The organism is Hydromonas duriensis (genome assembly GCF_004363775.1).
GTDB lineage: Bacteria > Pseudomonadota > Gammaproteobacteria > Burkholderiales > Burkholderiaceae > Hydromonas > Hydromonas duriensis.
This window is the reverse complement of record NZ_SNZE01000010.1, coordinates 49,778-62,274: the sequence shown is the minus strand read 5'-3', so window position 1 is coordinate 62,274 and position 12,497 is coordinate 49,778. Positions and strand designations below refer to the sequence as shown.

The following is a 12,497-nucleotide window of genomic DNA, read 5'->3' as shown; positions in this document are numbered from 1 at the left end:
TACGTGTTTATTCAATCGTTATCCGTCAGTTTACGTGTTCTACAGCATTTTAGCTGCGAGTTACACACTGGATTCTGATTCCAACTTCGCCACCTCGTGCGCGCGCTTGATGGGTCGTCCAATAAAACAATCATAAACCCATGCGCCCAGCAACCCCCCTGTGATAGGCCCAACCACTGGCACCAACCAAACGCCACTGCCATCGGTCAGCCCATTGTTTTTAAAACCAGCCAACACAGCAAATAAACGAGGGGATAAATCACGCGCGGGGTTAATGGCATAACCATGCATGCCACCAAAAGACATGCCTATCGCCATCACCACAAAACCAATCGCCAACGCGCTCCAAAACACACCGTTTGGATTATTTAAGTGGTCCGTAATCGCCAAAACCAGCCCCATTAACAAAGCCGTACCAACAACTTGATCAATGAAGCCTGGCCAAAAACCAGGTACGGCTGGAAAGGTTGCAAAAATGCCCGTGGTATGTTCCAAATTGGGGTCAAACTGCAACCACTTCGAATAATAGACAGTAAATACAACCGCCGCTGCAATAAAAGCCCCTGCGAACTGCCCCGCGATATAGTGTGGCACTTTCGCCCACGAAAATCGCTTAGTCGCCGCCAGAGCAATCGTCACGGCTGGGTTTAAGTGAGCACCACTCACCGTACCACTCACCAAAATACCCAATAATACAGCGAACCCCCAGCCCATCGTGATATTAGTATAACCACCATTGACAATTTGAGGAGCGCCTTGAGAATCGGGGTTTGAAAACAACACCACCATCGCGACCACCCCACAACCGAAGAGAATAAGCACCATCGTGCCGAGCAACTCGGCAAAAAACTCTTGTTTAGCACTGAATTTCATATTGGCCTTCCTGATGAAAAAATCGTTACAGGGATGCTGCTTTTATGATTTTTTTAATCACATCAACAACATGTCTTGCCTATACTACTCTTTTATAATTTTCCGTCAAAATACAAGTTTATAATTATTTACACACTTAGAGCGGATAAATTATTTTAAATCAAACATCATATGAGATTTTGAAAAATATTGGCGATTATCCGCAAAAAATGACAACACCACGCCCCCATGTCATTTCATCAAACCGTCACAAAGCTAATTTTGCAATACCTTTAAAGACCAAGGAAAAGATGTGCATAATCAAATTCAGCCATTACAACCTACGTGCTCATCGTGCATTATTAGAGCAATTAAAAGATTTTTATATTGATGTTGTTGGCTTGTATGAAGGTGAGCGTCCACCATTTAAAGCATTCGGCTATTGGCTCTATGCGGCAGATCAAGATGTATTGCACCTGACTGAAGCTGCGATTGATGAATCACGTCCAGCCCATGCACAGAATACTTTTGACCACATCGCTTTTCGTGCCACTCATCGAGGTGAGTTTGAAACACGACTCCAGCAACATTTTATTTTTTATACAATTGAAAACGTCCCCAATAGCAAGCACGTTCAATTATTTTTCAAAGACCCCGCTGGTAACGGTTTAGAAATTAACTTTATCGAATAAAAGATTTCACTTCTTTCGATATCAAACTCACCTAATAACGCTATTTTTGATGGTTACGGCTTCGTCACAAAAACTGCGTAATGAAAAAACACAGGTGCAGCGTATAACACAGCATCCAATCGATCCATCACGCCTTGCTGGCCTCCCGTCAGCTCACCCCAATCTTTAATGCCTAAACTCAAGGTAATGCCACGCATAACCAAGCGGCCAAACAATGAAGCAAACGACACCAAACCACCCGCGATAGCGGCTTGCCAATATGTAAACGGCGTGAACCAAAAAAACGATGAGGCAATCAACGCATTGGCAGCGACACTAACAAACAAGCCCGACCAAGTCATGCGACTGTGAATTTGAGCGGCAATGCGTCGGTCTGTTTGGCGAAAGAAATAATCAGCCAAATGTTGCCACAACATGGCGCAACGCACCAAAACCAAAAAGAACAACAGCAACAATGCACGGCTTTGCGTACTGAAATCATTGACCGCATCAATATACAAAATGGCGACGGTATGACTTAAGCAGTACACGGCAATCATCAAGCCCCATTGCAATGACGCGGTTCGCGGTAAAAATTTATCGACATCCTCTCGGATGACCGACAAAACAGGCAGCAACAAGAACGCATACACGGGAATCAACACCGTAAAAAAGCCAAACTCACGCGCTCCAACCAAGACATACTGCAGTGGTAAAAACACAAAAAAGGCAAAAAACAACGAGCGGTAATCCCCGCCCTTGACAGGCGTAAGCGTAATGAACTCGCGCAAGCCCAAGAAAGAAATAATCGCGCACACCACCAAAGCACCGACCAAACCAAACATGCTCACCAAGGCAGAGACAATAAACACCCACCAAAATGCGGCAAAGTGTCGTTGCGTGCGTAACAAAAACACACGCCGCGTTTTTAAATCCAAGCGTTCGGCATGCTTGGTCGCATAATAAGTGACGATATGCCCGACACCGACCAAAAACATCAAGCCGAGCAAGGTAAACCAAAACAATTCGTAATCAGTCAACACATTCAGATTAAACATCATTCCACCCCTTGTTGAAACGGTGCGCGAGAATCAATAACGGCTTGGCGCGCGCGTGTCAAAAACTCATCTTTGCCCTCATCTTCCTGTAAAAACAAAGGCTTACCAAATCGAGCGGTGCACACCAGAGGCACTGGCCAAAACGCGCCTTTGGGCATGATTCGATTGAGATTTTCGAGATAAACAGGCACAAGCTCTACCTGCGGGAATTGTTTAGCAAGATGATAAATCCCAGCCTTAAACGCCTGCGGCAATGCATCTTTATTGCGCGTACCTTCAGGGAAAATAATCAATGAGTCCCCCTTGGCGAGCGTGTCGTAAAGCGGCTGGAGCGGGTCTTCATCGGTGCGATCCTCTTTACTGCGGGCGATAAAAACGGCATTCAAACCTTTCGTCACAATGTAACGCTTGAATTTATTTTTACCCCAATAATCAAATGCGGCCACAGGATGGGTTTTGGCTTGCAAATGCCTTGGCAACGCCGCCCAAATCGCCACCGTATCAATATGGCTGGTGTGATTAGCGAAATAAATCCGCTGCACGGGCGTCGATTTGCAGCCAATCCAGCGTGGATAAGCCCCAATCAATAAACGAATGAGCAACTGTAAAAAATGTGAAATAAACATATCAATATCGTTTGTGTTTTGGTTTTTGATTGCAAAGAGTGTGCATTATCGTTCAACTGCACACATTTATCAGCTATTTTTCTTTTTCAGCAACGGCGCTAAATACTTCCCCGTAAAACTCAGCTCCGACTTCGCCACCTCTTCAGGCGTGCCTTGTGCAATGATTTGCCCACCACCTGCACCGCCCTCAGGCCCCATGTCGATGACCCAGTCCGCTGTTTTAATCACATCCAAATTGTGTTCAATAATAACCACCGTATTGCCATGACCACTTAATTGCGCTATCACGCCTAACAGTAATTCAATATCGGCAAAATGCAAGCCCGTGGTCGGCTCATCTAAAATATACAACGTGCGACCCGTATCACGTTTGGACAACTCCAACGCCAATTTGACACGCTGCGCTTCGCCTCCAGATAAAGTCGTCGCCGACTGACCTAAAGTAATGTAACCCAAGCCAACGTCGAGCAGCGTTTTTAACTTACGTGCAATGGTCGGCACGGCACTAAAAAATTCGTGCGCCTGCTCAACCGTCATTAACAAGACCTCGTGAATGTTTTTACCTTTGTACTGTACCTCTAACGTTTCACGGTTGTAGCGTTTACCATGACACACATCGCATGGCACATACACATCGGGTAAAAAATGCATTTCTACGCGCAACACGCCGTCACCTTGGCAGGCCTCACAACGACCGCCTTTGACGTTGAATGAGAATCGACCTGGTTGATAGCCACGTTCTTTCGCTGCGGGTACTTCTGCAAACAATTCACGAACAGGGGTAAACAGCCCCGTATAGGTTGCAGGGTTTGAGCGCGGTGTTCGACCAATGGGCGACTGGTCGACATTAATCACCTTATCAAAATGCTCAATGCCCTCGATGTGTTCAAACGCCGCAGGTTCTTCCGAGCTGGCGCGGTTAATGGATTTCGCCACCGCTGAATATAAGGTTTCGTTAATCAAAGTGGATTTGCCCGACCCCGACACCCCCGTCACGCAGGTCAACAAGCCGACGGGTAAATGCAAATCTACATTTTTTAAATTATTGCCACTCGCCCCATAAATCACCAACTCGCGTTCATCGCGCGTGCGGCGTTTTTTCGGCACTTCAATACGGCGTTTACCCGACAAGAAGTGCCCTGTCGCCGATGTTGGGTGTTTTTCAATGTCCTCAGGCGTACCTTGCGCCACCACAACACCACCGTGCTCGCCCGCACCTGGCCCCATGTCCACCACATAATCCGAGGCACGAATCATGTCCTCATCGTGTTCAACCACGATGACACTGTTGTCCAAATCACGTAAATGCTTAAGCGTTTCAATCAAACGGTCATTGTCACGTTGATGCAAACCAATGGACGGTTCATCCAGCACATACATCACGCCTGTCAAACCAGAGCCGATTTGTGACGCTAAGCGAATCCGTTGCGCCTCACCTCCCGACAAGGTGTCCGCGCTGCGTTCCAGCGACAAATAATCCAAACCCACATTATTCAAAAACTGTAAACGAGCGACCACTTCTTTAATCACGCGGTCTGCAATTTCTTTCTTTGCGCCTTTGAGTGTCAACGCTTGGAAATGGTTCAAACTGTCGCGCAAGGATAAATGCGACACTTCATGCAATGTCCGCGCCATCTTGCCCTCGCCCACGCGCACATGACGCGCCGACTCGCGCAAGCGTGTGCCTTGACATTTAGGGCAATTCTGCACGTTTTGTAATTTTGACAACTCCTCACGAATGGTGGCGGAATCGGTTTCTTTATAACGACGTTCTAAATTGGGAATCACGCCCTCAAAAGTGTGTTCGCGCACCACGGCGCGTCCTTTATCCGACAAGTATGTGAACGGAATCATCGTGCGACCTGAACCGTACAAAATACGCTGCTGTGCTTCCTCGGCTAATGATTCAAACGGAGCATCAATATCAAAATGATAAAAAGCCGCCAAACCCTGCATCATCGCAAAAGAATAGGTGTTGCGCTTATCCCAACCTTTAATCGCGCCACTGCCCAAAGACAAACTTGGAAAACCAACCACGCGCTTCGGGTCAAAAAAAGTGACATTGCCCAATCCGTCACACTCAGGGCATGCACCCATCGGGTTGTTGAACGAAAACAAACGCGGCTCGAGTTCAGCAATGGCGTAATCACAAACAGGACAGGCAAATTTCGCACTAAATAATTGCTCGGCGTTGCTGTCCATGTCAACGGTCAAGGCGCGGCCTTCCGCCAAGCGCAAAGCGGTTTCAAAACTCTCCGCCAACCGTTGATTGATGTCAGGCTGTACCTTAACGCGGTCCACCACCACTTCAATCGTGTGTTTATCATTTTTCTTTAACGTCGGAATGCTGTCCACGTCATAAATCTGCGCCGCGCTGACATTGGTTGTGCCCCCACCCGAACGGATGCGAAAACGCACAAAACCTTGCGCCTGCATTTGGGCAAACAAGTCCTCATGCGTGCCTTTGCGGTTGACCACCACAGGCGCGAGTATCATTAATTTAGTGCCCTCAGGTTGCGCCATGACCGCGTCCACCATCTGCGACACGGTTTGCGAAGCCAAAGGCACATCATGGGTCGGGCAATAGGGCGTGCCGACGCGCGCAAACAACAAACGCAAGTAATCGTGAATTTCTGTCACCGTCCCCACCGTCGAGCGCGGGTTATGACTGGTGGCTTTTTGTTCAATGGAAATCGCAGGCGAAAGGCCTTCAATCAAGTCCACGTCGGGCTTTTCCATCAGCTGCAAGAACTGCCGCGCATACGCCGATAAACTTTCGACATAGCGGCGTTGACCTTCCGCGTACAGGGTATCAAACGCCAAACTTGACTTGCCCGAGCCTGATAAGCCCGTAATCACCACGAGTTTTTGTCGTGGCAAATCCAAGGAAATGTTTTTTAAATTGTGCGTACGCGCACCACGGATTTTGATTTCACTGCTCATGGGTATCCCAAAAAACGAAACGGTCGCGCCGAACAACTGAACATAAAGCAAACGCAACAAACCTGTTACTATAACGTTTTTTACAGGGATGTGCCACGTTGAACGCGGCGCATGCAGTGTTTACTCCCGTCTTATTTTTTCACTCACAATGTCTACAAACGCCGTTTTATCCCCCATTGAGCGCAGCATCAGCACTCGCCTCGCATTGGTTTTTGCCTTGCGCATGTTTGGTTTATTTGTGGTTTTACCGATATTCATACCTTACGCCAGCGGTTTACCACTGGGGCCGTTTCCTTTTTTAGACATCAATAGCCCCCATACCAGCGCCATTGCCGCAGGTTGGGCGATGGGCGCATATGGCTTAACCCAAGCAGTGTTGTACATTCCCTACGGCATGGCGTCAGACATCTGGGGGCGTAAACGCGTCATCACATTGGGCTTGTTAATGTTTGCCGCTGGTGCGCTTTGGGCCGCGTATGCCGACAATGTGTTCAGCCTAACCTGCGCGCGCGCCTTACAAGGCGCGGGTGCCATCAGCAGCGTGGTGGTCGCTATGGTCGGCGATACCACCCGTGATGAGGTGCGCACACGGGCCATGGCCATGATTGGCATGAGCATCGCGCTGACCTTCGCAGCTTCGCTCATTGTTGCGCCTGTTTTATTTGAATATATCGGCATGTTTGGCATTTTCATCCTCATCGCCACGCTCGCCCTCATCGCCATCGGCTTGGTATTGAGCATCCCTTTTGCACAAAAAAATACGCCCATCAATGGTCGCGACAGCCTAAAAACAGTACTAACCGATGCTAAACAATGGCGACTGAACATCGGTGTGTTTGTTTTGCACGCGGTGCAAATGGCCATGTGGGTGGTTTTACCCCAGCGTTTAAGTGATTTGAACATGAGCCACAGCAACAGCGCGTGGTTGTATTTCGCCGTCATTCTCATCAGCATGGGCATCATGATTCCGTTAATTATTCGCGCTGAAAAATACGGCAAAATGCACATCATTATGGCGTTGTCTATTGTACTGGTCGGCGTTGCACAACTGGGCTTGGCGGCGAACATTGGCGAACTTATCGGCGTTGCATTGGCTTTATTGCTTTTCTTCATCGGCTTCAACGTCCTCGAAGCCACACAACCTTCGTTACTGTCTAAGCTCACCCACCCAAGCACCAAAGGTGCGGCGGCAGGCGTGTACAACACCGTTCAAGCCTTGGGCTTATTTGCGGGAGCGGCAGGCGGCGCGTGGCTGAACGTGCATTTTGGCGCACTGGGTTTATTTATCGCCACTGCGGCTTTGTCGTTTGCATGGTTGCTCATGCACTTGCAAAAGACAACTGCTCGCTAACCTTAGCTTTCTCAAACCCCGTTTAAACCTCAACCACGCCAGATAAAATGTCCACGTCCACTCAACCCAAAGCTTTGTTCATTCTAGGCCCGACCGCTTCAGGCAAAACAGCCGCCGCTTTAGAGTTGGCACGCCTCATGCCCATCGAGATTATCAGCGTCGATTCGGCTCTGGTTTTTAAAGGCATGAACATTGGCACCGCCAAACCAAGCGCTACTGAACAAGCATGCGCACCGCATCACCTCATCGACATCATTGAGCCCACTGAAGCCTACTCCGCCGCACAATTCGCACAAGACGCTTCGCGCCTCATTCAAGAGATTGACGCACGCGGGCGAGTTCCCGTGCTGGTCGGCGGCACGATGCTGTACGTCAAAGCACTGCTTGAGCCACTGACCCAACTGCCCAGCGCAGACGCGGCATTTCGCCAGCACATCGACCAACGCGCCGCCGCCATCGGCTGGCCTGCCCTGCACGACGAATTGGCACAAATTGACGCCATCACCGCCGCCCGCCTCTTTCCAAACGACGCGCAACGCATTTCACGCGCCCTCGAAATTTATCATTTAACAGGTCGGCCGATGTCCGCCGTTATCGCCGAACAAGGCGACAACAAGGCTGATTTACCATTCACACCCATTTTGACTGCATTGATTCCCGAACCCCGCGCCCTCTTGCACGAACGCATCAACGCCCGCTTTACTCAGATGTTGGCGCATGGCTTCTTAGATGAAATGCACACCTTACGCGCACGTGGCGATTTAAATCCAAATATGACCTCCATGCGCTGTGTCGGTTACCGCCAAGCATGGGCACATTTAGATGGCGAATACGGCTTGGATGAATTGATTGAAAAAGGCCAAGCCGCCACCCGCCAACTCGCCAAACGGCAATTGACCTGGCTGCGGTCAATGAAAGAGCTGCATGTTTTTGAGAATGCTGAATCGTTGATAATGTATTTAAATATTTGACCGCTGACCAAGCATCAAAGCAAATCAACGTCAAAAATACTTATCGCATACACAATACACCCTCAACCACTCACTTTACTATTTAGGATTGGCAGTCACATCAGCAGTGAGCGTCAAACCATCCGCCTGCATGGTTTGAAGTTTTTTATCGCCCACGCCTTTCACACGAGCGCTGAAATCATCCCAGCTTTTGAATAAACCGCGTTCGTTGCGCTCGTTGATGATGCGCTCTGCCATTTTTGGTCCAATGCCTCGTATGGCTTCCAATTGAAATTGTGTCCCCACATTAATGTCCACAGCTTGTGCCGTCACACTTAAGCAAAGACCAAGCACGACAACCATTCGTTTTAACATTGAAAAACGCATACGCCTCCCTTATCAACATGAAAAAACCCAAAAAAGCAGTTACTCTTTTTTGGGTCTATGATTAATAATTAATAACCGTTCACTTGTCCGCGTGAACGTTGAGCCTGCGTCAGCTCTTCTAGCCGTTGAGGTGGATAACTTTCCCACCGCGTGCATGCGGGGCATTGCCAGTAGTAGTGTACCGCTTCAAAGCCACAGTGTTCACAACGGTATTTCGATAAACGTTGTACCTGTTTTTTAATGAGTTGTTGAATAATGGCGGACTCGCGCTGGGCAGGGTGCTGATTGGATAGGCTCAAACGTTTGCTTAACAGCTTATCCAACGCATTGAGAGACGGATGTTTATTAAAAATTTGTTCCAGCTTTTCTAAAGTTTGTGAGGACTTACCGTGCTTGTCTTGCGCAGACAACCAAGCATTCAACACATCCAGCGAACCCGTTTGCATGACGCTGTCATACAATAAGTCGATGCCTTGCTGCGCTTGGTCTCGTAGCTCAAATACGGTCATGACATCGTTGACCATCAAGGGTACGGCCTTCGGCTGCGCTTGCGCCAATTGCTGCCAAACGGCCAGTGCTTCATCGGTGCGCTGTTGCTGCGCATACCAGCGTCCTTTTAGGATATTCGCCCTTATGCTCGATGGGCGTAGGGTTAAAGCGGCATCAATCGCTCGCTCAGCACCGAGCCAGTTTTTTTTCTGCATGTCTTGCACGGCTAACTCGCAATGAAAATGCGTTAATGCAATCGTGGTGCTTTCGGCTGAACTCATGCTCTGAGCAATCTCAATCGCTTGCATCCATTCTTGTTGCGACTGATAAATATAAAGCAACTGTGTCTGAGCGTGGGTGTGCAACGGCCCATTGAGCAATTGTTTGAATGCATCTTCTGCTCGGTCAAATAACCCGCCTTTTAAAAAAGCTTCTCCGAGTTTTGACCATGCATTCTGTGCGGCGGTCTCGGGCAAGTCGGGTCGTTCAAGTAAGCTTTGATACACCCGAATTGAGCGCTCGACTTCGCCTTGTTGACCAAACAAATTACCTAATGCGAAGTACAAATCAATCGTCCCCGTGTCAACACGCGCGACATCAATCAGGGCATCAATGGCTTGATCGGGTTCCTCGTTCAGCAGATGGTTTAAGCCCTTAAAATACGATTGAGGCAAAACCTTGGTCTCAGCAATCTGCCGACGCGACTCAGCACGCGCAGCAAACCAGCCCAGTCCAAAAAAAAGAGGCAAAGCCAAAAGCCACCACACTTCAATATCCATATGACCTCAAAGTATGCGCAAAACCCGTTGAGTGGGCGTGATGAATCAAACAATACAAAATATGACCTCTACTGATTTTTTTTAATTTTAAATACAAAGCTTATGGTGACAATTGTTGCAATTAACGATGGGAAAAGTTTGTTTTCACTTTTCCCAGAGAATTTACATTGTCAGTGGTGGCATATCAATCGCCGTATCTCTTTGCGGAGCAGACACGGCATTCGCTCGTTCAAAAGCCAATTTTTGTTGCTCAATCTCTTTGCGCAATTGACGCCCAGTCCAACGTAAAGCCAAATTTTTTGGCAACATCAGCAACCAGCCCAAAGAAATACCCAAAATAAAGAATATTGATGCAATCCATTTTTGTGGAATTTCATCTGCCAAACCAAATGTCACAGGGGTGATGTCGCCTAAAACCGTCCACAACAAAATAATAGCAATAAAAGTAAGGACAACCCATGTAGAGAATTTAACCATTTGAATACCCTTTCGTCATTCGACCGTCACCGACTTGGCTAAGTTGCGCGGTTTGTCAACATCCGTACCACGCGCCACAGCCGTATGATAAGCCAACAATTGCAAAGGCAACGTGTGTAAAATCGGCGACAAAAAGCCCGCATGGTCAGGTAAATTAATCACATGAACGCCTTCGGCAGGCTCAATAAACGTGTCTCGATCGGCAAAAATATACAACTCGCCCGATCGAGCACGCACCTCTTGCAAATTCGATTTGAGTTTCTCAATCAATGTGTCGTTGGGGGCAATCGCAATCACAGGCATGCGCTCATCAACCAAAGCCAACGGGCCATGCTTTAGTTCGCCCGCAGCGTAACTTTCAGCGTGAATGTAGGTAATTTCTTTTAATTTAAGCGCGCCTTCCATAGCAATCGGCCAATGGATGCCGCGCCCTAAGAACAAAGCGTGCTGTTTATCGACAAAGGATTTTGCCCATTCAATAATTTGTGGTTCCAGCAACAAAACCTGCGCCATTGCTGCGGGTAAGTGGCGCAACTGATTGAGGTACTCTTCCTCTTTCGCCACTGACAAGCTGCCTTTGATTTTGGCTAAAACCAAGGTCAGCACAAATAAAGCACTTAACTGAGTGGTAAATGCTTTGGTAGAAGCAACGCCAATTTCTGGGCCCGCACGTGTTAAAAACCGCAATTGACTTTGGCGAATCAAAGCCGATTCGGGGACATTGCAAATGGACAACGTTGTTGCGGCCAAGCCGTTGTGGACATTTTTGGCATGTTGCAATGCCGCGATGGTATCAGCCGTCTCGCCTGATTGCGACAAGGTGATGATGAGGGTGTTCGGCAACGGTACGCTGGTGCGGTAACGGTACTCGGAGGCTATTTCAACATTAACAGGAATGTGCGCGACTTCTTCAATCCAATATCGAGCAACCATTGCCGCGTGATAACTTGTACCGCAGGCAAGGATAAGGATGTTTTGCGTATTGCGGAACACATCATCGGCTTGTGTGCCAAATAATAATGGGCTAATTGATTGCGCGCCGCTGACCATCTGAAGTGTATTAGCAACCACTTCAGGTTGCTCAAAGGTTTCTTTTTGCATGTAATGCGAATACAAGCCCAAGCTGACCGCATCCGCAGACAGCTCGCTTTCATGCACATCGCGCTCAACAAAAGAGCCATCAGCCGTGCGAATGCGGTATGCGTCTAAACAAATTTCAACCACGTCACCGTCTTCGAGATAAACCACTTGTCGTGTTTCTGACAACAGCGCAGAGGTATCAGAGGCCAAGTAGTTGCCTCGCTCACCCACACCAATCAACAATGGCGCACCATGACGCGCACCCACAATATGATGTGGCTCTTCCGCTCGCATGACCGCAATGGCATACAAACCTTTCAGTCGTTTACTCGCCTGATAGACCGCCTCATACAAATCAAGACCACTGACACAGTACTGATGAATCAAATGCGTCATGACCTCAGTGTCTGTTTCTGATGTGAAGGTGTAGCCTGCCTCAAGCAACTCAGTGCGTATTTCATCATGGTTTTCAATGATGCCGTTGTGCACCAAGCATAAGCTCACGCCTTTGCTATTACTCACCATCGGATGTGCGTTGCGCAAAGCGGGCGCACCATGAGTGGCCCAGCGGGTGTGCGCCACCCCCACTTGTGCTGCTAATTGTTTTGTATTGATTTGCGCTTCAAGTTGCGCAACGCGCTCCAAGGAGCGTTCCGCAGCCACTTCATGATTGGCTGTCAAATAACCAACACCCGTTGAGTCATAGCCACGATATTCGAGTTTTTTGAGTCCATCAATAAGTAATGGAATGATATTATTGCTGCCGACCGCTGCTACAATTCCGCACATATCTTGTCCTTTTGTGTTTTTAAAAATAGATATGCTTATTATAAC

11 protein-coding genes are annotated in these 12,497 nt (G+C 48.3%); 3 read left to right on the top strand and 8 right to left on the bottom strand.

Going from position 1 to position 12,497, the window contains the following annotated elements; translation table 11 throughout:
* Positions 1–60: 60 nt before the first annotated feature.
* A complete protein-coding gene (locus DFR44_RS06175) occupies positions 61–873 on the bottom strand; it encodes an MIP/aquaporin family protein (protein ID WP_133620151.1) in 813 nt (270 codons plus the stop codon).
* Between the two features lie 290 nt (positions 874–1,163).
* Between DFR44_RS06175 and DFR44_RS06170 the strand changes: the two genes are divergently transcribed.
* Positions 1,164–1,544 (top strand): VOC family protein, encoded by a 381-nt coding sequence (locus DFR44_RS06170; protein WP_133620216.1) that lies wholly within the window; start codon positions 1,164–1,166, stop codon positions 1,542–1,544.
* Positions 1,545–1,597: 53 nt separating this feature from the next.
* Here the strand turns inward: DFR44_RS06170 and DFR44_RS06165 are convergent, their stop codons facing one another.
* From DFR44_RS06165 to uvrA, 3 genes are all read right to left on the bottom strand, one after another.
* Entirely contained in the window at positions 1,598–2,584 is a 987-nt protein-coding gene (locus tag DFR44_RS06165; RefSeq protein ID WP_133620149.1) for a phosphatidate cytidylyltransferase, read from the bottom strand.
* Positions 2,581–3,207, bottom strand: a complete 627-nt coding sequence (locus tag DFR44_RS06160) for a lysophospholipid acyltransferase family protein (RefSeq protein ID WP_133620147.1) — start codon at positions 3,205–3,207, stop codon at positions 2,581–2,583. The genes DFR44_RS06165 and DFR44_RS06160 overlap by 4 nt, the downstream gene beginning before the upstream one ends.
* A 69-nt stretch (positions 3,208–3,276) precedes the next feature.
* Positions 3,277–6,150: an excinuclease ABC subunit UvrA gene (gene uvrA, locus DFR44_RS06155; protein ID WP_133620145.1), complete on the bottom strand. Its 2,874-nt coding sequence runs from the start codon at positions 6,148–6,150 to the stop codon at positions 3,277–3,279.
* 148 nt (positions 6,151–6,298) lie between these two features.
* Here uvrA and DFR44_RS06150 point away from each other — a divergent pair, with 148 nt between their 5' ends.
* Both DFR44_RS06150 and miaA read left to right on the top strand, forming a co-directional pair.
* Positions 6,299–7,501 (top strand): MFS transporter, encoded by a 1,203-nt coding sequence (locus DFR44_RS06150; protein ID WP_133620143.1) that lies wholly within the window; start codon positions 6,299–6,301, stop codon positions 7,499–7,501.
* 47 nt (positions 7,502–7,548) lie between these two features.
* Positions 7,549–8,472, top strand: coding sequence for a tRNA (adenosine(37)-N6)-dimethylallyltransferase MiaA (miaA, locus tag DFR44_RS06145; protein ID WP_133620141.1), 924 nt, complete (start codon positions 7,549–7,551; stop codon positions 8,470–8,472).
* 78 nt (positions 8,473–8,550) lie between these two features.
* Here the strand turns inward: miaA and DFR44_RS06140 are convergent, their stop codons facing one another.
* The 4 genes from DFR44_RS06140 to glmS all read right to left on the bottom strand — a co-directional run bounded on the left by DFR44_RS06140 (position 8,551) and on the right by glmS (position 12,452).
* Entirely contained in the window at positions 8,551–8,838 is a 288-nt protein-coding gene (locus DFR44_RS06140; protein WP_133620140.1) for a ComEA family DNA-binding protein, read from the bottom strand.
* A 68-nt stretch (positions 8,839–8,906) separates the two neighbouring features.
* The gene (locus tag DFR44_RS06135) at positions 8,907–10,106 is read right to left on the bottom strand and encodes a lipopolysaccharide assembly protein LapB (RefSeq protein ID WP_133620138.1); all 1,200 of its coding nucleotides are present in this window, start codon (positions 10,104–10,106) and stop codon (positions 8,907–8,909) included.
* A gap of 162 nt (positions 10,107–10,268) precedes the next feature.
* Positions 10,269–10,583, bottom strand: a complete 315-nt coding sequence (locus DFR44_RS06130) for a LapA family protein (RefSeq protein ID WP_133620135.1) — start codon at positions 10,581–10,583, stop codon at positions 10,269–10,271.
* A gap of 15 nt (positions 10,584–10,598) precedes the next feature.
* Entirely contained in the window at positions 10,599–12,452 is a 1,854-nt protein-coding gene (gene glmS / locus DFR44_RS06125) for a glutamine--fructose-6-phosphate transaminase (isomerizing) (protein WP_133620133.1), read from the bottom strand.
* Positions 12,453–12,497: the final 45 nt, after the last annotated feature.